This is a genomic window from Nocardia wallacei (assembly GCF_029869545.1).
In the GTDB taxonomy this organism is placed as follows: Bacteria; Actinomycetota; Actinomycetes; order Mycobacteriales; family Mycobacteriaceae; genus Nocardia; species Nocardia wallacei_A.
Window position 1 is genome coordinate 44,711 of the sequence record NZ_JARWQD010000210.1, and the last position, 25,092, is coordinate 69,802.

Annotated in this window: 6 protein-coding genes and 5 pseudogenes; 8 read left to right on the forward strand and 3 right to left on the reverse strand. The window is 72.1% G+C overall.

Translation table 11 applies throughout. From position 1 onward, the window contains the following. Positions 1-137 precede the first annotated feature (137 nt). Positions 138-1,169, reverse strand: coding sequence for an AraC family transcriptional regulator (locus QH290_RS17620; protein WP_280383983.1), 1,032 nt, complete (start codon positions 1,167-1,169; stop codon positions 138-140). A gap of 105 nt (positions 1,170-1,274) precedes the next feature. Here QH290_RS17620 and QH290_RS17625 point away from each other — a divergent pair, with 105 nt between their 5' ends. Beyond that, positions 1,275-2,225 carry a cobalamin biosynthesis protein gene (locus tag QH290_RS17625; protein WP_280383985.1) on the forward strand — a complete coding sequence of 317 codons (951 nt, stop codon included), beginning with the start codon at positions 1,275-1,277 and terminating at the stop codon, positions 2,223-2,225. Here QH290_RS17625 and QH290_RS17630 read toward each other — a convergent pair. Beyond that, positions 2,204-3,088: an SURF1 family cytochrome oxidase biogenesis protein gene (locus QH290_RS17630; RefSeq protein WP_425303619.1), complete on the reverse strand. Its 885-nt coding sequence runs from the start codon at positions 3,086-3,088 to the stop codon at positions 2,204-2,206. The two genes, QH290_RS17625 and QH290_RS17630, sit on opposite strands and share 22 nt — an antisense overlap. Before the next feature lie 5 nt (positions 3,089-3,093). Beyond that, a complete protein-coding gene (locus QH290_RS17635; protein ID WP_280267659.1) occupies positions 3,094-3,582 on the reverse strand; it encodes a low molecular weight protein-tyrosine-phosphatase in 489 nt (162 codons plus the stop codon). Between the two features lie 44 nt (positions 3,583-3,626). Here QH290_RS17635 and cobC point away from each other — a divergent pair, with 44 nt between their 5' ends. From cobC to QH290_RS38295, 7 genes and pseudogenes are all read left to right on the forward strand, one after another. Continuing rightward, entirely contained in the window at positions 3,627-4,664 is a 1,038-nt protein-coding gene (cobC, locus tag QH290_RS17640; protein ID WP_280383989.1) for an Rv2231c family histidinol phosphate aminotransferase CobC, read from the forward strand. A gap of 126 nt (positions 4,665-4,790) precedes the next feature. Next, entirely contained in the window at positions 4,791-5,915 is a 1,125-nt protein-coding gene (locus QH290_RS17645) for a Nif3-like dinuclear metal center hexameric protein (RefSeq protein WP_280384016.1), read from the forward strand. 524 nt (positions 5,916-6,439) lie between these two features. Beyond that, a pseudogene (locus QH290_RS38115) lies at positions 6,440-12,319 on the forward strand (SDR family NAD(P)-dependent oxidoreductase); the annotation flags it as partial. Between the two features lie 321 nt (positions 12,320-12,640). Further along, positions 12,641-14,446 (forward strand): annotated as a pseudogene (locus QH290_RS38120) (type I polyketide synthase); the annotation flags it as partial. Between the two features lie 450 nt (positions 14,447-14,896). After that, positions 14,897-16,747 (forward strand): annotated as a pseudogene (locus QH290_RS38125) (acyltransferase domain-containing protein); the annotation flags it as partial. Positions 16,748-16,870: 123 nt separating this feature from the next. After that, positions 16,871-19,699: pseudogene (locus QH290_RS38290) on the forward strand (type I polyketide synthase); the annotation flags it as partial. Between the two features lie 177 nt (positions 19,700-19,876). Further along, a pseudogene (locus QH290_RS38295) lies at positions 19,877-25,078 on the forward strand (HAD-IIIC family phosphatase); the annotation flags it as partial. Positions 25,079-25,092: the final 14 nt, after the last annotated feature.

Sequence of the window (25,092 nt, forward strand, 5' to 3'; positions counted from 1 at the left end):
CCCCGGAAAAGAGGTGGATTCGATCGGAGTCCGGTGCCGGAAAACGTGGTGTGATCAATTCCGGGCCCGGGCGACGAATTCTTTCATCAATGGTTGTTCCGATCATTACGGACGTGGATCTCGTGCTCAATCCGATGTCAGGACAGCGCGTTACGATTTCCGGACACATCGCGGTATGCGCGCGGGGGCATGCCTTTCCAGCGGACGAATGCCGTGGTGAAGGCGGGCGTGGCGTTGTAGCCGAGGCGGCGCGCGATCTGTTCGATGCTGAGGTCTCCGGCGAGGAGGAGTTCCTCGGCGAGTCGCTGCCGGACCTCGTCGACGAGGCGGCGGAACGTGGTGCCCTCGCCGTCGAGGCGGCGTCGCAGGGTGCGCGAACTGAGGTGGAGCCGGTCGGCGACCTGTTCGATGCCGGGCATGTCGCCGGGGGACGCCGTCAGGAGCTGCCGTACTCTTCCGGCGAATCCGGTCCGTGCGCGCCAGTGCGCGCGCAGTTCGTGGAGCTGGGCTCGGGTCAGTGCCGCGGTGTGGGTGTCGGCCTGCGGGAGCGGGGCGTCGAGCAGGGCCACCGGGATCTCGATGTAGTTGGTGGACGCATCGAATGTCGGTGGCGTGCCGAGGAATTCGGTGAAGGGCGTCACCGAAGCCGTGGGCGACTGGCGCAGGTGGGTGGGCGCCGGGGCGGTGGTCAGGCCGCTGGCCTCGCGGGCGATGGTGACGACCGAGGCGATCTCGCGCTGCACCAGGAAGGTGCGGACATCGTCGGGCACCTGATCGTCGTCGAAGATCATTCGTCCGATGCCGTCGTGGATGTGCGGGTAGATGTGGCAGAAGGCCCAGGTGAGTTCGAGGAATGCCACGCCGAGGTCGAGGGCTTCCCACCCGTTGCGGCAGCTGGCCAGCGCGAATCCCCACATGCCGTGGGTGGTCAGGTGATATCGGCGCCCGGCCTCGAGCCCGAGCGTGTCGAGGTCGGGACGGGCCGCCTGGAGGTTGCGCACGATCCGCAGTTCGGCGCCCGCGGGTACCGCGTGATCGGGATCGGCGAGCTGGGCGGCGGTGATTCCGGTCCCGGCCAGGCAGGCATCGGCAGGCACGCCGTGCTCGCCGCCGACACGGACCAGCAACGCGGCGCTGGCCGGTGGCCGAAGCTGGTCTTCACTGATCACGCCGTCACCCTTCAGCACTAGCCCGGAAATCATTAGCACCGTGTCCGCAATTCGTAAAGCGGGCCACCCCCGCACCCGCGCCCCGTGGCTGGTTACGCTCGCTCGGTGCGCTCGGGGACTGCTAGGGCTGTGGGGCTGGTGCTGGGATTCGCGCTGGATCGGGCGCTGGGGGATCCGCGGCGGTGGCATCCGGTCGCCGGGTTCGGGTCGGCGGCGGCGCGGCTCGAGGCGGTGACGTATCGGGATTCCCGCGCGGCGGGCTTCGTGCACGAGGTTGTGCTGGTCGGGGGCGTCGTCGCGGCCGGGGGCATCGTGCAGCGGCGGATGCCCGGGGATTCGGGGACCGTGCTGGCGCTCGCGCTGGCGACGTGGGCCGTGCTGGGCGGGACGACCCTGGCGCGGACGGGGCGGGAGATGGCCGATCTGCTGGAGGCGGGGGATATCGAGGGTGCGCGGCGCGTGCTGCCGTCCCTGTGCGGGCGCGACCCCGACCTGCTCGACGCCGACGGGCTGGCGCGGGCGGCACTGGAATCCATCGCCGAGAACACCTCCGACGCGGCCGTGGCGCCGCTGTTCTGGGGGGCCGTCGCGGGCGTTCCGGGGCTGCTCGGATATCGGGCGGTGAACACCCTGGACGCGATGGTCGGATATCGCAACGAGCGCTACACGAACTTCGGCTGGGCCGCCGCCCGCATCGACGATCTGGCGAATCTGATTCCGGCGCGGCTGAGCGGGGCACTGACCGCGGCGCTGGCCCCGCTGGCCGGTGGGCGGCCCGCCGCCGCCGTGCGGGCGTGGCGCCGTGATGCCGCCGCGCACCCGAGTCCCAATGCGGGCGTGGCCGAATCGGCGATGGCGGGTGCGCTCGGCATACGCCTCGGCGGCCGGACCGAGTACCGGCACGGCACCGAGATGCGCCCCACCCTCGGCGACGGCCCGGCCCCCCGCACCCCCGACCTGCGCCGCGCGGTCCGGCTCTCGCAGGCGATCCAGGCCGCCGCCGCCCTCGCCGCCGCGCTGGGCGCCTACGCCCGTCAGCGGCGGGTGTTTCCGTAGCGATCCGCCAGGCGGTCGGCGTTGGAGGGTTTTTCGGGTGCCGGGGTGGTGACCGCGTCGGAACCGGTTGTGGCGCTGACTGGTTCGGTGGGAACGGGCGCGGCGGGCGCGGTGCGCTCCCTGCGGCGCTCGCGCAATTCGGCCCAGACGAAATAGCCGAGCCCGAGCGGGGCCATGATGCCGAAGGCGATCCACTGCAGGCCGTAGGACAGGTACGGGCCCGCGTCGAGCTGCGGTAGCGGGGGCGGGCTGAAGGCGCCCGGCTGGCCGTCGGTCAGCTGCAGAAATCCGCCGTCGGGCGGCACCGTGGTGAGCGGGGTGCCGTACACGGCCGACAGCTGGCCGGTGTCGATGGAATACACCTGGCGGTAGCCGTCCTGGGTCATCGGATCCTTGCCCGGGATCACGCCCTCGGACTTGCGTATCCGGCCCTCGAGGCGCTGCGGCCCGGGCGGAGGTTCGGCGATCGGCGGGATGCGGGCGCCGTCGACGGCGGCGATCAGGCCGCGGTCGATCAGCAGCGTGCGGCCGTCGTCCAGCCGGAACTCGGCCAGCACCCCGTAGGCCGGGCTGTCGTTGAGCCGCTGCAGCCGCTCGAGCACCGTGGAGCCGGGAACGTAGCTACCCGTGGCGACGACCCGCCGCCACTCGGTGTCGCGCGCCTCGGGATCGTTCAGCAGCGTCGTGATGTCCACCGGCGCCGCGTTCACCGAGGCGGCGATGAGATCGTTGCGATGCGAGGTGCTGGTGTTCTTGCCCAGCTGCCACGGCGCCAGCACGGTGAAGCACAGATACGCGAACGCCACCACGATGACCGCGAGGATCAGCCAGCTGGGTCGCAGCAGGAAGGTGAGGCGGCGCAGCAGGCTCATGATCGATCGTCGCCGAGCTGATCGCGGACCCAGTCGAGCATTCCGGGGACGGCGGCCTCGATCTGCGCACGGACCAGCTCGAATTCGTCGTCGCCGCCGTAATACGGATCCGGCACGTCGCCGTCGTCGGCGAGGGGATCGAAGCTGCGCAGCAGGCGGCGGCGCGCCCGCGGCACGCCCAGCCGGGCCAGTTCGCGCTCGTGCGAGGTGGCGAGGGCGACCAGCAGATCGGCGTCGAGATGGTCGGCGCCGATCATGGCCGCGAGGTGGCCGGTCGGATAGTCGTGGCGGCGCAGCAGCGCGGTGGTGCGGGGATCGGCGTCGGAGCCGACGTGCCAGGCCGTGGTGCCCGCGCTGCTGACCCGCACCCGGTCGGCGAGCCCGGCCCGCTCCAGGTGCGCGGCAAAGATCTTCTCGGCCATCGGAGACCGGCAGATGTTGCCGGTGCAGATGAAGGTCACGTGCAGCTCGCCCACGACAGCCATTCTGGCCGGTCGGTGCCGACGGTGGCCACGTAGGGTAGGGAGCTGTGCCACGGGACACGACCGATCACGCGAAACTGCGGCATCACGGCGACGCCGACGTGCGCCCGGGGATGCTCGATTTCGCGGTGAACGTGCAGGGTGCCGAGCCGCCGCGGTGGCTGCGGGAGCGGCTCGCAGCCCGGCTGCACGATCTCGCGCGGTATCCGGACGCGGACGAGGAGTCCGAGGTGCGGGCGCTCGTGGCCGCCCGGCACGGGCGCACCCGCGACGAGGTGCTGCTGCTGGCCGGCGCGGCCGAGGGGTTCGCGATGCTGCCCCGGCTGGCGCCGCGGCTGGCGGCGGTGGTCCACCCGTCGTTCACCGAGCCCGAGCTGGCGCTGCGGGAAGCGGACGTTCCGGTCGCCCGGGTCGTGCTGGAATCGCCGTACGCCTTGGACGCGGAGCTGGTGCCGGAGGCCGCCGACCTGGTGGTGATCGGCAACCCGACCAATCCGACCTCGGTGCTGCACCCGAAGGCCGCGATCCGCGCGCTGCGCCGCCCCGGCCGTCTCGTGGTCGTCGACGAAGCCTTCGCCGACGCGGTGCCGGGGGAGACGGAATCGCTGGCGGGAGAGCCTGTTCCGGATGTCCTGGTGCTGCGCAGCCTGACCAAGACGTGGGCGCTGGCGGGCCTGCGCTGCGGCTATTTCCTCGGCCCACCGCCGGTGCTGGCGCGACTGCGCCACGGCCGGGCACACTGGCCGCTCGGCACGCTGCAACTGGAAGCCATTGCCGCGACGGCGGATCCGGCGGCGGTTGCCGAATCACGTACGCGCGCAGAACGAATCGCCGCGGATCGGGACGCGATGGCCGGGCGTCTGCGCGAACTCGGCATCGAGGTGCACGAACCCGCGCACGGGCCCTTCCTGCTGATCCGGGTCCCCGACGCCGAACTGCTCCGCAAACGCCTGGCGGACAAGGGAATCGCCGTGCGCCGCGGCGACACCTTCCCCGGCCTGCCCCCGGGCCACCTGCGCCTGGCCGTCCGCGCCCCCGCCGCGGTCGACCGCCTCGTCGCCACCCTCCGGGAGCTGGGCCCGTGACCGGCGCTTCCCGCACCCTTTGTTCGTTCCCGCACGGCCTTCCGGGCCTTGCAGGGGGTGCGGGAATGTGGAGGGGGTGCGTGGATTGCGGGGGTCGGTGAGTACGGGAGTGGAGGAGGTTTGGTGATGGTGGGGTTGTCGGAGTTGGTGGGGGTGTTGGAGGAGGCTTATCCGCCGCGGCTGGCCGAGGCGTGGGATTCGGTGGGGCTGGTGTGCGGGGATCCGGCGGAGCCGGTGTCGCGGGTGCTGTTCGCCGTCGATGCGACCGCCGCCGTGGTGGACGAGGCTATCGACTGGGGCGCACAGGCTTTGGTGGTGCATCATCCGCTGCTGTTGCGCGGTGTCGACTCCGTGGCGGCGAGCACGCCGAAGGGAGCGCTCGTGCACCGGCTCATCCGGCACGGCTGCGCGCTGTTCACCGCGCACACCAACGCCGATTCCGCGGACCCGGGCGTCTCCGACGCCCTGGCACAGGCGATCGGGCTGACCGTCACCGGGCCTCTGTCCGCCAAATCCGCTGCGGCCGTGGACAAATGGACGGTCCAGGTGCCGCGCGAGCATACCGATGACGTGCTGGCGGCGCTGTTCGCGGCGGGCGCGGGCCACAGCGACGGCTATCGGGACTGCTGCTGGCAGGTGCCGGGAACCGGGCAGTTCCGGCCCATCGAGGGATCGAATCCGACTGTCGGCGTGGCCGGTTCGCTGGAACGGGTCGCGGAGGACCGCCTCGAACTGGTGGCCCCGCCGTCGGCCCGAGCCGCCGTGCTGGCCGCGCTGCGGGCGGCGCATCCGTACGAGGTGCCGGGCTACCACGTCACCGAGCGCGCCGAGCTGCCGTCCGGGCAGGGCCTGGGCCGCCTCGGGGAGCTCGCGCGGCCGGAGTCGTTGCGCGCCTTCACCGCCCGGGTGCGCGCCTCGCTTCCCGGGACCGCATGGGGGGTGCGCGCGGCGGGCGATCCGGACCGGATGATCCGCACCGTCGCGGTGTGCGGCGGCGCCGGGGATTCCTTCCTCGGCACCGTCTCCCGCCTCGGCGTCGACGCCTACGTCACCGCCGACCTGCGCCACCATCCCGCGGACGAGCACCTGCGCGCGGGCGGCCCGGCACTGATCGATGCCGCGCACTGGGCGACCGAATTCCCGTGGTGCGCCCAGGCCGCGGGAGTGGTGCGAAAGGCCCTGCCCGCCTTGCAGACCCGCGTGTCGGAGATCCGCACGGATCCGTGGACGCTGGGAGCCGCCGACGGGTGACGTCTGCCGCGCCGTCGTGATCGAGCGAACCTGCCCGGCCGTTAACGAGGAATTTCTCATACTGCCGTTCGTCGTCGTTTCCAGTATCGTCGGCCGGGATATCCGAGTCGCGTTCAATTGACGGAGGATGGACGGCAGGTGAACCGATCGGCACCGGGCTGGTGAAATCGTGCACGAGGGAACGATTGTCATCGAGCACAGCCCGTGACGGCGGTCGGCTGTACCCGGGCACAGGCTTCCCCCCGCTGGGAGGTAGCTGCGTGACGGGTGGCTTGTATAGTCCCTCGTGCTTACGACTCATGGGTCGAGTCGTCAACCTGTTTGCTGAATGGTCACGGTGTCGTGCCGTGTAATGGTCTGGGGGAGTGCAGCTTCGAATTCGTGTGGCGCCGCGCGGCGCATGCAGCTACCCGAATTGTTTCCGTCGCCATCACCGTGCGGGCGCCTATTTCGATTATCGAGAGCGCGATATTCCGGCGCCGGCGGTCTGGTGATTCGTGCTTTCGTGAAGATTGGTGATTGCAGTGTATCGCTCGTTTCTCGACGTCCTGGCCGCGCAGGAGCTCCGGCAACCCGATGCCATCGCGTACCGGTTCCTGGAGACCGGGGACGTCGACGGGCCGACCGCGGAGCTGTCGTACGGCGAGCTGGGCCGCCGCGCCCGCGCGATCGGCGCCTACCTGGTCGACGGCGGATTCACGCGGCGGCGCGCCCTGCTGCTCTATCCTCCCGGGCTCGAATTCGCCTGCGGCTTCCTGGGTTGCATGGCCGGGGCGGTGACCCCCGTGCCCGCCCCCGTGCCGCAGCCACACGAATTCGACCGGGCGATGCGCAGGCTGCGGGACATGATCGCCGATGCCGATATCGACGTGGTGCTGGCGACGCGGCCGGTGATCGATGCGGTGACCGGGCTGGCACAACAGCTTCCGGAGCTGGCCGCGCTGACGTGGATCGCCACCGAGGACATACCCGACGAGGCCGCGTCGTCGTGGCGGCCGCCGCGGCTCGGGCCGGATTCGCTGGCGTTCCTGCAATATACGTCCGGTTCGACCAGCGCACCGCGTGGCGTGATGGTCACGCACGGCAACCTGATGCACAACCAGCGGGCGATCGCCGAGCTGACGAACAGCTCACTCGAGCGCGTGGCCGAGTGGGACGGGGCGGCGTGGTCGGTCAGCTGGCTGCCGATGTATCACGACATGGGACTGATCGGCCCCATCCTGCAGACGCTGTACCTCGGTGCCTGCACCGTGCTGATGTCCCCGCTGCATTTCCTGCAGCAGCCGCGGCGCTGGCTCACCGCGGTCTCGGAATTCGGCGCGCACACCAGCGGCGGGCCCAACTTCGGCTACGAGCTGAGCCTGCGCCGGGCGACGCCGCAGTGGCTGGACGGCCTGGACCTGAGCCGATGGCGCGTGGCGTTCAACGGTGCCGAGCCGGTGCGGGCCGATACGCTGGGCCGTTTCGCCGATCGCTTCGCCGCGGCCGGATTTCGCCCGGAGGCGTGGCAGCCGGTGTACGGATTGGCGGAGGCCACGTTGCTGGTGGCCGGTACACCGGCCGACCGGGCGCCGACCCTGGCCGAGCACCCCGACACCGTCGGAAAGGTGGTCGCCGCAGGTCATCCCGGGTCCGGCGTCACCGTGGTGATCGCGGACGCCGAACACCGGACCGAGCTCGCCGACGGGGAGATCGGCGAGATCTGGGTGGCCGGGGACGGCGTGGCGTCGGGCTACCTGGGCGACGAGGCGGCGACCGCCGAGGTGTTCGGCGTGCGCCTGGCCGACGGCCGGACCGGATTCCTGCGCACCGGAGATCTCGGATTCCGCCGGGACGGTGAGCTTTTCGTCACCGGCCGCAGCAAGGACCTGCTCGTCATCGACGGCAAGAACCACTATCCGCAGGACCTGGAACTGACCGTCGAGGCGGCGCACGAGCACGTCCGGCGTGGCTGCGTGGCGGCGTTCTCCGTCGACCACGGCGACGGGGAGCGGCCCGTGATCGTCGCGGAGGTATCCACGACCGACGCCGGGGAACTCGCGGCGCTCGCGGATGCGGTGCGCGGCGCGATCAGCGCCGGACACGGGGTGTCGGTGCATGCGGTGGTGCCGGTCGTACCGCGCACCATCTTCAAGACGAGTAGTGGCAAGATTCAACGGCAGGCGTGCCGGAAGGCTTATCTCGCAGGCGAATTGGTCACCGTGGAGCCCGTGGACGCGGCGCCGGTGACCGCCGGTCCGAGCGTGCCGCGCGACACCGGAGTGACACGGTGGCTGGTGGAGAACGTGGCGGCGGCCGCGCGGCTGGATGCGTCGCGGATCGACCACGACCGGCCGCTGCGGGAGTTCGGGCTCGGCTCCCGCGAACTGGTGGAGCTGACCGCCGGACTCTCCGAACACGTCGGCCGGGAACTGGATCCGAGCCTGATCTTCGAGTACCCGACGATCAACGCGCTGTCCGCCGCGCTGGAGGACGAGACCGGCCCGCAACCCGACGGGCCCGCGGCCGACTCCGAGGGCGCGGTGGCCATCATCGGCATGGCATGCAGGCTCCCCGGTGGCGTCGAGGATCCGGAGGCGTTGTGGCGGTTGCTCGTCGACGGCGCCGACGTGGTGTCCGACCCGCCGGACGGTCGCTGGGACACCGCCGGACTCCTGGACTCCGACCCGGACGCCATGGGGAAGGCCTACACGCTGCGCGGCGGATTCGTCGACGGCATAGACCTTTTCGATGCCGAGTTCTTCAGGATCGGGCCCAAGGAGGCCGCCGCGATGGACCCGCAGCAGCGGTTGCTGCTGCAGGCGAGCTGGGAGGCGATCGAGCGGTCCGGCCGCGACCCCCGGCAGCTGAACGGCAGCGCGACCGGCGTCTACCTCGGGCTCTACAGCAGCGGCTACCTTTCCGGCGCGGGCCTGGATCAGCTGAACGGCTACGTGGGAACCGGTACGGCCCCGAGCGTCGCCTCCGGCCGGATCTCCTATGCGCTCGGCCTGCGGGGCCCGGCCGTCACCGTCGATACCGCGTGCTCGTCGTCGCTGGTCGCGCTGCACCTGGCGGCGCAGGCGCTGCGCCTGGGCGACTGCGAGATGGCGCTGGCGGGCGGTGCGACACTGCTGGTCTCGCCCGGAGCGCACGTCGAATTCAGCAGGCTCGGCGTGCTGTCGAGGTCGGGCCGATGCGCCCCGTTCGCCGCCGACGCCGACGGCGCGGTGTGGTCGGAGGGCTGCGGTGTGGTCATGCTGAAGCGGCTCGATGACGCCGTGCGCGACGGCGATCCGGTGCTGGCGGTCGTCCGTGGGTCCGCCGTCAACCAGGACGGCCGCAGCCAGGGATTGAGCGCGCCGAACGGTGTCGCGCAGGAGCGGGTCGTGCGCGCCGGGCTCGCCGCGGCGGGCCTCGCGCCGGGCGACGTCGACTACGTGGAGGCCCACGGCACGGGCACGGTCCTGGGCGATCCGATCGAAGCGCGGGCGCTGGCAAGGGTTTTCGGTCCGGGTCGGCCCGCGGATCGGCCGCTCGCGATCGGTTCGCTGAAGTCCAACCTCGGGCACACCCAGGCCGCCGCGGGCATCGCGGGCGTCATCAAAACCGTGCTGGCGCTGCGGCACGGGCTGCTTCCCGCCTCGCTGCACGCCGACGCCGCGACCACGCGGGTGGACTGGGACCGCGGCGGTCTGCGGGTGCAGGACCGACCGGCACCGTGGTCGCCCGGCGCGCGGATCCGGCGGGCGGGGGTGAGCGCCTTCGGGATCAGCGGCACGAACGCCCATGTGGTGCTCGAGGAGGCCCCGGCCGCAAGGTCGTCGACGGCCGGGTCACCGACGAGGTCGTACCGATCGGCCACCGAGGCTGGCCCGGCCGCGGCGCCGCTCGGGCCGGTGCTGTACCCGGTCTCGGCGCGCAGCGCGGCGTCGCTGTGTGGGCAGGCCGCGCGGCTGCACGCCCTGGTCGCCGCGGACCGGGAGCTGTCGCTCCCGGCGCTGGCGCGTTCGCTGGCGCGGGAGCGGAGCCATTTCGAGTGGCGCGCCGTCGTGCTCGCGACGAACCGGGAGGAACTGCTCGCCGGGCTGCGCGCGCTGGCCGACGGACACCCCCGCGCGGGTGTCGTGGTCGGATCGGGCCCGGCAGCGCCGGGGAAGCTGGCATTCGTGCACTCCGGCCACAGCATGGACGCCGCATCCCACGCACGACTGTGGCGGGCGCGCGGAGTGGTTCCCGACGAGGTGGTCGACACCGCGGAGCCGATCGACGCGACCGCGGAACGCCTACGCGCCGAAGGCTTTCGGTACATCGTGGACGTGCGGCCGGGAGACCCGTCCGCCGTCGAGAACATGGTGGTCGTCGGCTCGGCCGATATCGACCGCGCGCTGGCCGAGCTGTATGCCGGTGGCCGGGATCTCGACTGGACGCGGCTGACACCCGCGCACGGCCGCATCGATCTGCCCACGTACGCCTGGGATCAGCGGTCGTTCTGGACCGCGCCCGCGAGCGGCGACGCCGGTCATCTGGGGCTGGCCGACGCCGCGCATCCGCTGCTGGGAGCCGTTGTGCAGCACGCGGATTCGGGGTCGGTGACGCTGACGGGCCGGGTGTCGGCCGGGACGCACCCCTGGCTGGCCGACCACGCCGTGCAACCGGTCGGCGGCGACCGGACGGTCCTGGTCCCGGGCACCGGACTGGTCGAGCTGGCCGTGCGGGCGGGCGACGAGGTGGGCTGTCGCGAGCTGGCCGAGCTGGTCATGACCGCGCCGCTGGTGATACCGGAAACCGGCGGTGTCGCAGTGCAGGTCGTCGTCGGCGCACCGCAGGACACCGGCGAACACGAGCTGTCCATCTACGCCAGGGCCGAACGCGGCGATATCGTCCAGTGGGTGTTGCACGCCCGCGGCACCCTGGCGCCGGGCCGGAACACCACGGTGCCAACGGAACTGGTGCATTGGCCGCCGCCGGGCTCCAGCGCCGTCGACGTGCACGACCTCTACGACCGCCTGGCCGACCGCGGCCTGCATTACGGTCCGGCATTCCGGGGCCTGCGTGCCGCCTGGCGCCGCGGTGAGGAGGTGTTCGCGGAAGTCGCCCTGCCCGAGGCACTCGGCGACGCGAGCCGCTACCGGCTGCATCCGGCCCTGCTGGACGCCGCCCTGCATGCGACGCTCTTCGCCGGATTCGAGGCCGAGCCGGAAACCGTTGCGCTGCCGTTCCTTTGGAGCGAGACATCGGTGCATGCCGTCGGTGCGACGACGCTGCGAGTGCGGCTGACCCGCCTGCCCGACGGCCGCATCCGGGTGACCGCGGCCGACGAGGCGGGCGATCCGGTGGCCGAGGTCGGCGCCCTGACCTTGCGCCCGCTGAGCCCGTCCAACCTCGGTGCGCCGCATCGCGAGGACACCTCATACGCGGTCGAGTGGATGCGGATCCCGCGGCCGGGCGCGGTCACCGACGCTGTGCCGGGCCTGCTGCTGGAGTGCGAAAACGGGACGGCAACAGGGGAATTCGGCGATTCGGTGCGGTCCGCTGTCGCGTCGGTTCTGGAACGCGCGCAGGAGTGGCTGCTCCGGCGTTCCGGCGCCGACGCACAGGACCCCGGTGACTCGCGGGTGGTGGTCGTGACCCACCGCGCGATCGCCACCGACGACTCGGAGGATGTGGCGGATCTGCGGCACGCACCCGTATGGGGCCTGCTGCGGTCGGCGCAGACCGAGAATCCGGGCCGCATCGTGCTGGTGGACGTCGAGGATCCCGCGGACCGGGACACCGCCGTCGCGGCCGCCCTGGCCTCGGAGGAGCCGCAACTGGCCCTGCGCGGCGGCGAGATGCTGGTGCCGCGGCTGCGCCGGGATCGTGGCGAGGCCGGGCAGCCCGCTGCCTGGAACCCGGACGGCACGGTGCTGCTGACCGGCGGCACCGGCGTGCTCGGTGGCATCATCGCCCGTCATCTGGTGTCCGAGCACGGGATCGGTCACCTGGTACTGCTCGGGCGGCGCGGCCGCGAGGCCGACGGTGCCGACGCGCTGGCCGCCGATCTGCGCGCGGCGGGTGCGGACGTCCGGATCGAGGCCTGCGATGTGTCCGACCGGGACGCGCTGGCCGCCGTGCTCGCCACGATCGGTTCCGAGCATCCGCTGACCGCGGTCGTGCACGCGGCGGGCGTGCTCGACGACGGCGTATTCACCGGTCTCACCGCCGAACACCTCGACACCGTGTTCCGCCCGAAGATCGACGCCGCCTGGCATCTGCACGAACTGACGGCGGAGCTGAATCTGTCCGCGTTCGTGCTGTTCTCGTCCGCCGCGGGCGTCCTGGGCGCGCCGGGGCAGGGCGCCTATGCCGCCGCCAACACCTTCCTCGACGCCCTGGCCCACCACCGCCGCTGTCGCGGACTGCCCGCCACCGCGCTCGCGTGGGGGCTGTGGGAGCGCGCCACCGGCATGACCGGCCATCTCGACGGCGCCGACCGAAATCGACTGACCCGCGGCGCGATTGCGGCCATGTCGTCGGAATACGCTCTGGCACAGCTCGATTCCGCGATGGCTTCGGACCGCCCACTGCTGGTACCCGCGCGGTTCGACAGCGCCGCGGTGGCCGAGCTCGATGAGATCCCCGCGCCGCTGCGGGGATTGGTGCGCGCGGAGCGGCGCACCGCGGGCGCATCCGATGTGGCCGCCCGGTTCGCCGCTCGGCTCGCCGGACGCACCGCCGCCGACCAGGAGGAGCTGGTGCTCTCGGTGATCCGGGAGCACGCGGCGGCGGTGCTCGGACACGACGACGGCCGCCTGCTCGACGCGGCAACGGCCTTCCAGGAGGCGGGCTTCGATTCGCTCGGGGCCGTGGAGTTCCGCAATCGGCTGCAGCGCGCGACCGGGGTGCGGATGCCCGCGACCGCCGTCTTCGACTATCCGACCCCGATCGCGCTCGCGCGCCGATTGCGAACCGAACTGACGGGGGAGCGATCCGCGGCGGCCGTCCCGGTCGTCGCCACGCCCGCGGATGCGGACGATCCGATCGTGATCGTCGGCATGGCATGCCGATTCGGTGGCGGTATCGCCTCGCCCGAGGACCTGTGGGAGGTGCTGGCCGAGCGCCGCGACGTGCTGTCGGAGTTTCCGTGCGACCGCGGCTGGGATATCGAGTCGCTCTACCACCCGGACCCCGACCACTCCGGCACCACCTACACCAGGACCGGTGCCTTCCTCGACGGGATCGCGGATTTCGACGCCGGTCTGTTCCGCATCGGTCCCCGCGAGGCCGCCGCGATGGATCCGCAGCAGCGCCTGCTGCTCGAAGTGTCCTGGGAGGCACTGGAACGCGCGGGGATCGATCCGAAATCGTTGCGCGACACCCGAACCGGTGTCTACGCGGGTGCCCTGTACCAGGACTACCTGTCCCGGTTGCAGGGCCGGGTTCCGCCCGAGGCGGAGGGATACCTGGGCACCGGCAACGGCGGCAGCGTGATCTCCGGCCGCATCGCCTACGCGCTGGGTCTGCAGGGGCCCGCCGTGACGGTCGATACCGCGTGCTCGTCCTCGCTGGTCGCGATGCATCTGGCCGCGCAGTCGCTCCGCGCGGGGGAGTGCTCGATGGCCGTCGCCGCCGGTGTGACCGTGATGTCGTCGCCGCACGTCTTCATCGAATTCTCCCGCCAGCGCGCCCTTTCCGCGGACGGCCGCTGCAAGGCGTTCGCCGACGGAGCCGACGGCACGGGCTGGGGCGAGGGCGTCGGCGTGGTCGTTCTGGAGCGCCGCTCGGACGCGATCCGCAACGGGCATCGGCCGCTGGCGGTGTTCGCGGGTTCGGCGGTGAATCAGGACGGTGCGAGCAACGGCCTGTCCGCGCCCAACGGGCCCGCGCAGCAGCGGGTGATCGCGCAGGCATTGGCCCATGCGGGACTCGGCGCGGGCGATGTCGACGCGGTGGAGGCCCACGGCACCGGCACGGCCCTCGGGGATCCCATCGAGGCGCAGGCCCTGCTGGCCACCTACGGGCAGCATCGCCCGGCGGACGCGCCGCTGTGGCTGGGTTCGGTGAAGTCCAATATCGGTCACACCCAGGGCGCTTCGGGCATCGCGGGTGTGATCAAGATGGTCGAGGCGATGCGGCGCGGCGTGCTGCCCGCGACGCTGCACGTGGACGCGCCGAGCAGCCGGGTGGACTGGTCGGCCGGGGCGGTGCGGCTGCTGAGCGAGCCGCGGGAATGGCCCGCCCGGGACCGTCCCCGCCGGGCCGCCGTGTCGTCGTTCGGCATCAGCGGCACCAACGCGCACGTCGTGCTCGAGCAGGCCGCCGAGACCGGCATCGACATTCCGGAGCGGACACGGACTTTGGCGCCGGTGCCGTGGATACTGTCCGGCGCGACCCGCCCCGCCGTGGTGGCGCAGGCCGGGCGGCTGCTGGCCCACCTGGAGGCACATCCGGAGCTGGACATCGTCGACGTGGCCTGGTCGCTGGCGACCGGACGGGCGCTGCTCGAGCAGCGGGTGGTCGTATCCGGGCCGGACCGGGAGCACCTGCTGCGCGAATTGCGGGCGCTGGCAACAGATTCCGAGATGCGGTGGGAATCCGACGACACGGACCGGATGGAACTGACCCGCGACCCCGCGGGCTTCTTCGCCGGGACCGGAGCGCGCCGAATCGACCTGCCCACCTACGCATTTCAGCGTAAGCGTTATTGGCTGGAGCCGTCGGAGCGCGCCGGTGAACGGGAACCGGCGATCTATCCGCTGTCCGCGCACACCACCGACGCGCTGCGCGAGGCGGCGTCCGGGCTGATCCGCACCCTCGAGGCGGATCGCACGCCCGACCTGCCCGCCCTGGCCCGGTCGCTGGCGCATCGCCCGCACGCGCAACGCCGCGCCGCCGTGGTGGCCAGGGACCGCGGCGGACTGCTCACCGGATTGCGGGGTCTCGCCGGTGAACAGCCCGCACCCGGGCTGATACCGGCGCCGGAGACCACGGTGCGCGGCAAGCTGGCATTCGTCTTTCCCGGCCAGAGCGCGCAGTGGGTCGGCATGGCCCGCGACCTGCTCGACGAATCACCGGTATTCCGAGCGCAATTCGACCGGTGCGAGGCCGCCCTGCGCCCGCTCACCGGCTGGTCCGCCGAGGCCGTGCTGCGCGGCGAGGGCGGGGCGCCGTCGCTGGAGCAACTGCTGGACCGCGAGGAGGTCGTGCAGCCGGTGCTGTTCGCGGTCATGGTGTCGCTCGCCGCGGTGTGGCGAGATCGCGGGGTCGAACCCGACGCCGTGATCGGGCACAGCCAGGGCGAGATCGCGGCGGCCCATATCGCCGGTGCGCTCGGCCTCGCCGACGCCGCCGCCGTGGTGGCGCTGCGCAGCCGGGCCATGGCCGACAACGACGGCACCGGGCTCATGGCGGTGATCGGGCTGCCCCGCGACCGGGTCGACACGCATCTGGCGGCGCTGGACGGCCGCGTCTCGGTGGCCGCGGTCAACAGCGGCCGGGCGACGGTGGTGTCCGGTGAGCCGGAACCGTTGCGGGCGTTGCTGGACGAGCTCGAGCGCGACGGCGTGTTCACGCGGCGGCTCGCGATCCGCCGTCCGTCGCACTGCCGCCAGGTGGAACCGATCCGCGAACGCCTGCTGTCCGATCTCGCCGGACTGGCGCCGCGACCGAGCGCCGTGCCCTGGTACTCCACCGTCCTGAGTGCGCCTGTCGGAGAACGGGTTCCGGATGCCGAGTACTGGTACGACAATCTGCGCAATACGGTCCGGTTCGCCGATACCGCCGAGGTGATGCTGGCGGACGGTTTCCGGTACTTCGTCGAAATGGGCATGCATCCCTCGCTGGGGACCGCCCTCGAGACGATCGCCGAGGACGCCGGACACGACATCGTCGCGGTCGGGTCGCTGCGCCGCGGCGAGCACGGTCCGACCTGTCTGCACGAAGGTCTGGCGCAGCTGTACGCGGGCGGCTACCCACTGGAGTGGGAACGGCTGCTGCCACGGGGCGGGCGGGGCGATTCGGTCCCGTCCGTCGCGCGCCTCGGCCTGCGCGATATCGACCACCCGATCCTCGACGCGGTAGTGCCGCAGCACAATTCGGACGGCATCCTGCTGGCCGGGTACCTCTCCCGGTCCACCTGCCCGTGGCTGACCGATCACGGCGTCTCCGCGGACGGCACCTGGATCCTGCTGCCCGGTGCGGGCCTGGTCGAACTCGCGCTGCGCGCGGCCCGCGAGGCGGGCTGCGGGGGCATCGGCGAGCTGGTACAGAACGCGCCGGTGGTGATCCCGGCGTCCGGCGGGCTCGCGGTGCACGTGGCGGTCGGCGGACCCGACGCGTCCGGCGACCGCAGCGTCTCGATCCTGACCCGGCCCGATTCCGAGGCCGACGCGCCGTGGGTGAATCACGCCGAGGGAACGCTGTCCGGTGTGCCGCAACGTATTCCGGCACTGCGCGATTGGCCGCCGACGTCCGCCGAGACGCTTGACGTAGAGCAGCTGTACGGCGAACTCGCCGCGCGCGGATACGTTTTCGGCCCGGCCTTCCGCGGATTGCGATCGGCGTGGCGACGCGGCGACGACATCTTCGCCGAGGTCGTCGCGCCCGAATCCGTGCGCGGCGACGCCGGGCGGTACGGTCTGCACCCGGCGCTGGCCGATGCCGCGCTGCATGCCATGGGTTTCGCGGGCCTGTCGGCCCGGGAGGGGTCCGTGCTGTTCCCCTTCTCCTGGGCGGGTGTGTCACTGCACTCCACCGGGGCGTCGGCACTGCGGGTGCACCTGGCCCGGACCGGCGACGGCCGGGTGCGGGTCGCGCTGTCCGATGGCGCGGGTAATCCGGTGGCGCAGCTGGATTCGCTGGTCGTGCGGGAGGTGCCCGGACCGCGGCTGGCCGAGATCCTCACCCGCGTCCACGCCGCGCCGGTCCGTGCCGCCGAGCAACCACGGATCGTCGCGCGCCTCGCCGGGCTCCCTGAGGGCGATCGGCGCGCGCTGCTGCTGTCGACGGTCCGGACCCATGCGGCGGAGGTGCTCGGCCATGACGGCGGTCACGCCGTCGAGCCCGAATCCACGTTCCGGGACCTGGGCTTCGACTCGCTGGGCGCCGTCGAACTCCGCAACCGGCTGCGCCGGATGACCGGGCTCAAACTCCCGGCGACGACCGTATTCGACTACCCGACCCCGCAGGATCTGGCCGATCATCTCGTCACGCTGCTCGCTCCCGAGGAAGCCGAGCAGCCGCGCGAAAGCGCCGCGCCCCCAGTGGATCCCGGTAGCGACCCGGTGGTCATCGTGGGCATCGGCTGCCGGTATCCGGGTGGCGTGGAGTCGATGGACGACCTGTGGGAGGTCGTGGCCGAGGGCCGTCAGGTGCAGTCGCCGTTCCCCGACGACCGCGGCTGGGATCTGGACAACCTGTTCGACCCCGATCCGGAGCAGCCGGGCCGGACCTATACCCGCCACGGCGGATTCCTGCGCACGGCGGCGGATTTCGACGCGAACTTCTTCCGGATCAGCCCGCGCGAGGCGGCGGCCATGGATCCCCAGCAGCGACTGATGCTCGAGGTCACCTGGGAAGCGTTGGAGCGGGCCGGAATCGACCCCAAGACGCTGAAGGGGAGTTCGACCGGTGTCTACGCCGGGGTCTCCTACACCGACTACGCGGCCCGGCTCCACGGCCGGGTGCCCGACGGGGCCGAGGCGTATCTGGGCGAAAGCATCACCACGAGTGTGGTTTCCGGGCGGGTGGCCTACACTCTCGGCTTGCAGGGCCCGGCGGTCTCGGTCGACACTGCCTGCTCGTCGTCGCTGGTCGCGCTCCATCTCGGGGCGCAGGCCCTGCGGGCGGGGGAGTGCACGCTGGCGCTGGCCGGTGGTGTCACGGTGATGTCGACACCCAGTGTGTTCGTCGGATTCTCGCGGCAGCGCGGGCTCGCGCCCGACGGCAGGATCAAGGCGTTCGCCGATGCGGCCGACGGCACCGGCTTCTCCGAGGGCGCGGCCGTCGTTGTGCTGGAACGACTTTCCGATGCCGTCCGCAACGGGCATCCGGTGCTCGCGGTCGTGCGCGGTTCGGCGGTGAACCAGGACGGCGCGAGCAACGGCCTGTCGGCGCCCAACGGCCCGTCGCAGCGGCGGGTGATCACCCGGGCGCTGGCCGCCGCGGGCGTCACGGCCGCCGAGGTGGACGTGGTGGAGGCGCACGGCACCGGCACCACGCTCGGCGATCCCATCGAGGCCCAGGCGCTGCTGGCCACCTACGGGCAGGACCGCCCCGCCGACCGGCCGCTGTGGCTGGGCTCGGTGAAGTCCAATCTCGGTCACACGCAGGCCGCGTCGGGTGTCGGCGGGGTCATCAAGATGGTCGCGGCGATGCGGCACGAGATGCTGCCCGCGACGCTCAATGTGGACGCGCCCAGCACGCACGTGGATTGGTCGGCCGGTGCGGTGGAACTGCTGACCGACGCGCGCGAGTGGCCGATGAACGGGCATCCGCGCCGCGCCGGTGTGTCGTCGTTCGGGATCAGCGGGACCAACGTCCACGTGATTCTCGAGCAGCCGCCCGCCGTCGACATCGGCGCCGACTCCGCGACGGGCGCGGGACCGCGGGACCGGCCAGCCGTGGTGCCACTTGCGTTGTCGGGCACCACCTCCGAGGCGGTGTCCGCCCAGGCGGGCAGGCTTCTCGAGCACCTCGAGCGGCATCCCGAGCTGGATCCGATCGATGTCGGCTGGTCGCTAGCGGCGACCCGATCCACCTTCGATGTCCGCGCCGTCGTGCTGGGCGACGACCGCGACCGGCTGCTGGCCGGGCTGCGCTCGCTGGCCGACGGTGAACCGTGCGCCGATGTCGTGCGCGGGCACCGCACCGGCACCGGCGAGACGGTATTCGTGTTCGCGGGCAACGGATCTCAGTGGCCCGGTATGGCACTGGAACTGCTGGATTCCGCGCCGGTCTTCGCCGCGCGCCTGCACGAATGCGCCGACGTGCTGGGCGAATTCGTCGACTGGTCGCTCATCGACGTGCTGCGCGGCGTCGAGGGCGCGCCCGAGCTGGATCGGCTGGACGTGGTGCAGCCGGTGTTGTTCGCGGTGGCCGTCTCGCTGACCCGCCTGTGGGAATCGCTCGGCGTGCGCCCGGCCGCGGTGATCGGGCATTCGCAGGCGGAGATCGCCGCCGCCTGCGTGGCCGGTGCGCTGACGCTGCGCGAGGCGGCCCGCCTGGTCGCGCGGCGCGGCCGGGCCTTGGCCGAACTCGCGGGGACCGGCGCCATGGCGACCGTGGCGAGCCCCGCCGAGACCGTGCGTGAGCGAATCGCCCAGTGGCACGGGCGGATCGAGATCGGGGCGATCAACGGTCCGGCCGCGACGGTCGTGTCCGGGGATCGGTCGGCCATCGACGAACTGCTGGCGCAGTGCGAGTCCGACGGCACCTGGGCGCGCCGCATCGCGGTCGAGTACTCGTCGCACTCGCATCACGTCGAGGCGGTGCGGGAGGGCCTGGACGAGGCGTTCGCGGACAGCACGGCCACCGCCGCGCCCGTCGCGTTCTTCTCCACCGTGCGGGGCGAACTGCTCGACACCACCGCGCTCGACGCGGACTACTGGTGGCACAACGTCCGCGACACGGTGCTGTTCGAGGATGCGGTGCGGGCCGCGTACCGGGCCGGGTACCGGACGTTCGTCGAGGTCGGTGCCCATCCGCTGCTGACCACCGGCATCCAGGAGACCATCGACACCCTCGACCCCTTCGCCGACGTCCATATCGGCGCCACGGTGCTGCGGGACGACGGAGGGCTGCCGCGCCTGCTGACCTCGGCCGCGCACCTGCACGCGGCAGGCGGAACGGTCGACTGGGCGGGCTTCTACGCGAGCTACGGGGCGCGGCGCGTCGACCTGCCGACATACGCCTTCCAGCGCACCCGACACTGGCTGCAGCCCACCCGCTCCACCGCGGAATCCGGTGCGGCCGAATGGAACCCGAGCGGCCATCCGTTCGTGACCGCGGTCGTGCCGCAGCCCGAATCGGATGCGGTGACACTGATCGGCTCGCTGTCGGTGCGGACCCAGCCGTGGCTGGCCGATCACACGGTCTCGGAGGTGATCGTGTTCCCCGGTGCCGGGCTGGTCGAACTCGCGATGCGCGCGGGGGACGAAACCGGCTGCGGCACACTGCGTGAGCTGATTCTGCAGGCGCCCCTGGTCATTCCCCGCAATGGTGCGGTGCAGGTGCAGGTGCAGGTGCTCGTCGGCGCCGCGGCATCGGGTGCGCGGCCGGTGGCGATCTACTCCAGAATCGACCGCGACGGCGATACGTGGCAGCGGCACGCCCAGGGCGTGCTGTCGAGCGAGGCGGCGGTGCCGACGGGCGAGTTCGGCACCTGGCCGCCCACCGATGCCACCGCGGTCGACCTCGGCGGAGCGTATGCCCGGCTGGGTGCGCGCGGCTACGGTTACGGTCCGGCCTTCCAGGGACTACGGGCGGCCTGGCGACGCGGGGACGAGCTGTTCGCCGAGGTGGCGCTGCCGGAGTCGGCCGGGGCCGCGAGCGATTTCTGCCTGCACCCGGCGTTGCTCGACGCCGCCCTGCACGCCGCGCTGATCGTCGATGACGACAGCGATCAGGTGCTGCTGCCGTTGGCGTGGGACGAGGTGACCGTGTCGGCCATCGGTGCCACCGCCCTGCGGGTCCGGCTGCGGCGCTCCGGATCCGGTGGCGTGACGCTGCTCGCCACGGATCCCGCCGGGCAGCCGGTGATCTCGGCCGCGTCCGTGTACGCCCGTCCGGCGCCGGTCGAGCGGCTCACCGCCGGACCGGCCGCGGCGCGGCGGGATCTGTATCGGCTGGAATGGCGCTCCGTCTCGCCGTCGACGGTGCCGGATGTCCCGACACCGGTTGTCGTAGTGGAGAATTCGCCCGGTAACACCGCGGCCGACGTACACACCGCCACCCGCGCGATGCTGGCGACAGTGCAGGATCGGCTCGCCGACGAGCAGCACAGCGGGACCATGCTGGTCGTACACACCCGGCGGGCGATCGCGCTGCCCGGAGAAGACGTGGCCGATCTCGCCGGTGCCGCGGTCTGGGGCCTCGTGCGGTCGGCCCAGACCGAGAACCCCGGCCGAATCCTGTTGGTGGACACCGACGGTCCGCTGGATACGGCCGCCGCCCTCGCCGTCGGCGAGCCCCAGGTGGTGATTCGCGGCGGCCGGGCCCACGTGGCCAGGCTGGCCCGCGTCACCGATCCCGAACCGGACGCCCCCACGCTGGAAGGCGGCTCGGTGCTGGTGACCGGTGCGTTCGGCGCGATAGGCCGAGTCGTCGCACGGCACCTGGTGAGTGCGCACAATGTCAAGCGGCTGCTGCTCGCCGGGCGCCGCGGCCTCGACTCGCCCGGCGCGGGCGAACTGGTCGCCGAACTGACCGGCCTGGGCGCCGAAGTGGTTGTCGCACAGTGCGACCTGACCGACGCCGACGGCGTTCGCGAGCTGATCGCCGATAACGCGCTGACCGGCGTCGTGCACGTCGCCGGTGTGATCGACGACGGCACCGTCGGTGCGCTGACCCCCGACCGGTTGGATGCGGTGCTCGCGCCGAAGGTGGATGCCGCGCTGCACCTGCACGAGGCGACCGCACATCTGGACCTGTCGCTGTTCGTCCTGTTCTCCTCGGTCTCCGGCGTCGTCGGCTCGCCGGGGCAGGCGAACTACGCGGCGGCGAACGCATTCCTGGACGGCCTGGCCGCGCATCGCGTCGCGCGGGGCCTGCCCGCGCACTCGCTGGCGTGGGGCATGTGGGCCCTCGGCCTCGCCGACACGATCTCGAGCGGGGATCGGGACCGGGTGCGCCGCGCCGGGGTGGCGGCCCTCGAGCCGCGCGACGGTATGGCGTTGTTCGACACGGCGATCGGGCTGTCGCAGCCCGCGCTGGTCCCGGTGCGCATCGATACCGCCGCCTTCGAGGGCGAGGTGCCGCCGCTGTTGCGCGGGCTGATCCGGGCGGTGCCCCGGCGGGCCGCCGCCTCCGAACCCGCCGGTCTCGCTGCCGCGCCGCGGTTCGCCGCGCGCATCGCGGAATTGTCCGGGGAGGCGGCCGTCGCGCTCGGCCTGGAGGTGGTTCGCGAGCAGATGGCCGCGGTGCTGGGGCACGAGCGGTCGGCGGATATCGGCGCCGAGCAGTCCCTGCAGAACTTCGGCTTCGACTCGCTGACGGTGGTGGAGCTGCGTAATCGATTGCGCGACACCACGGGTGCGGTCGTTCCGGTGTCGGCGATCTTCGACAATCCGACCCCGCTGGCGCTCGCCCGCTACCTGGTGAGCGCCGTGGCCGACGGTGCGGCCCCGGTGACCGTGCGCGGCAACGACATCGAGCTGCCGGAGGTCGAGTCACGACCCGCTCCCCGCGATGTCCTGCGATTGATTCGCAGTGCGCAGCACGGTGTTCCGGCGGCGGCACACACGGTCGCCATGGCGGTCCGGCTCGGTATCGAGGTCACGGTGCCGGAGTTGGAAGCGATGCTGGACCGGCTGGCCGGGCGGCACGCGGCCCTGCGCACGGCCGTCGTGCCCAGTGCCGAACACGGCCGGAGTCTGCGGGTACGGCGCGAACCGGCGGGCCCGCTGCTGCGCGCGGCCCGTGTCGCGGAGCTGAGCGACGAGGCCGTGGCCGACCGGCTGCGGGCACTGCTGGAACCGGCGTTCGATCTGGCGGTGGACCGGCTGTGGCGGTTCGAACTGCTCGAATCCGATTCCGGTGCACAGGCATTGATCTTCGGCGCGCACCACAGCGTGTCCGATATCGCCTCGATGCTGCTGGTGGCGGGCGAGCTGGACGCCGAGCTGGCCGGTCGGCCACCGGCGGCGGCCGCCTCGAATCACGATATCGACGCCCTGCTCACCGCGCAGGACCGGCGTGCCGCCGAGACCGGACATGCGGACTGGCGCACCGAATTCCGCGGCAGCGCCCGGATCGACCTGGCACCGGCCGACTCGCGTCCGGCGACGCGGACCTACCGATCCGGCACGCTCGCACTGGACCTGCCCGATGGGCTGATGGAGCGGGTGTCGGAGCGGGCGCGCGAGATGGACATCACCCCGGCCGCATTCTTCCTCGGCGTCCTGACCGTGCTGCTGGCTCGCCGCCGGAGCCTGGACAGGTTCGTGCTGGCGGTTCCCGTCGACACCCGCATCTACGGCGACGCGCCGGACGCCGTCGGCTATTTCGGTGTTCCGATGCCGTACCCGGCGACGGTCGAGCAGGGGGAGCGGGTCGCGGATGTGCTGCGCCGCACCGGTTCCCGGCTGCGCCGGCTGCTCACCCACGGAACCGGATTCTCCGATGCGCTGGCGCTGCTGGCGGCCGAGGGGCTGTATCGGGACAACGCGCCGATGATCGAGGTCTACTTCAATTTCCTGCGCTCCGGCCGGGGATTCGACCACTTGGAGGTCGTCCCCGCCACCGGCGGCAGTACCGACCTGGACCTGATGGTGACGGTCATGGCGGATCTCGGCCGGGTCGGCCTGATCTTCAACCGCGACATCCTCGACGACCACACCTGCGCCGCCCTCGGTTCGGAGTACCTCGCCCTGCTCTCCGAGATCGCCGAGGCACCCGACCAGCCCGCCCGGCCGCAGCCCGCCGGGATTTCCGCCGTGGCGCTGGGGGCGACGTTCGCGTCGGGTTCGCTGCCGGAGCTGTGCGGGCTTGCCCTGGACGGGATTCCGGTTGTCGAAGCGCCCTACCACCAGGTGCTGACGAGCCTGCGGGATCCCTCCGGTGTCTTCGCCGATTCGTCGACGGCCGTCGGTATCGCGCTGCTGCGTGGCGCCGACCTGGAACGGTTCGGGACGGTTGACGACGAACTGCTCGCTGAACTCGCGGCGGACTATCCGGCGGCGGTGCGAGCGCTCACCGAGCGCACGCGCCGCCCGCTGATCGTCGGTCTGCTGCCGTCGCGCACGGCCGACGAGCGGTTCGCGCGGTGGGAGCGGCAGCTGGCGGACGAGCTGCGCGACATCCCCGGTGTCGCCGTCGTGGAGCCGGATCGGTGGACCCGGCACCAGGAGGTCGGGGACCGGTTCGACGAACGGACCGAGGCGCTCGCGCATCTGCCGTTCACGCCGGAATTCCAAGCGGCCGTTGCCCTTACGCTGGCCGATATCGTCGCCGCCGCGACCGGACCGGCACCGAAGGTGATCGCGGTGGACGGCGACGAGACGCTGTGGAGCGGGGTGGCGGGGGAACTCGGCCCACAGGAGGTCGACCTCACCGGACCGCGGGCCCGGCTGGCCCGGCGCCTGCTGCAGTGGCGGGCGGCGGGTGCGCTGCTGGTCCTGGTCTCCAACAACGACGACGCGACGGTCCGCGCGGTGCTGAATCGTCCCGACGCGCTGCTGCGCGCCGAGCATTTCAGCGTGATCTCCACCGGCTGGCGCCCCAAGCCCGAACGCCTGACCGCGGCCGCCCGCGAATTGCGGCTCGGCACGGACAGTTTCGTCTTCCTCGACGACAACCCCGTCGAAATCGCCCGGGTCCGCGCCGAATTGCCGGACGTGCTCAGCCTGACGTGCCCGCCGACGGGCGAACTCGACGCCTTCCTGGAACGGCTCTGGCCGATCGTGCCGATGGCGGCGACCGCGGAGGACGCCGCGCGGGCGCGGTTCTACGATCAGGAACGCGATCGCGAAGCGGCCCGCGACGGTACCGAGTTCGCGGAATTCCTTGCGCGGCTGGAGCTTCGGGTGGACATCACCGCCCTGTCGGAGCAGAGCGCGGAGCGCGCGGCCCAGCTCATCCGGCGCACCAATCAGTTCGCGTTGCACGCGGTCGCCGCGGGCGAATTCGATCAATGGCGCCGCGATGGCGAGGTATGGACGGCCGCCGCCCGCGACCGCTTCGGCGACTACGGTCAGATCGCCGTGCTGGCCGTCCGCGCCGAGGACGACACCCTGCGGGTGCTCGGCTGGCACCTGAGCTGCCGCGCACTCGGCCGCGGGGTGGAGGAGCGGCTGCTGGCCTGGCTCGCCGACCGAGCCGACGCGCTGGGCTGTGCCCGGGTGCGCCTCACGGCACACGACACCGGCCGCAACATCCCGGCCCGCCGCCTCCTCGCCGCCCTCGGCGAGAGCGATCCCGCCACCCCGGTGCTGGACATCCAGGTGTCGCCCGCCCAACTGCGCGCGTACCGCTCGTGGGAGCAGTGACAATGAAAGGTATT

Excerpts from the sequence above, each read along its gene's own strand:
- QH290_RS17635 (WP_280267659.1), bottom strand. The coding sequence starts at position 3,582 with ATGGCTGTCGTGGGCGAGCTGCACGTGACCTTCATCTGCACCGGCAAC.
- QH290_RS17645 (WP_280384016.1), top strand. The coding sequence starts at position 4,791 with ATGGTGGGGTTGTCGGAGTTGGTGGGGGTGTTGGAGGAGGCTTATCCG.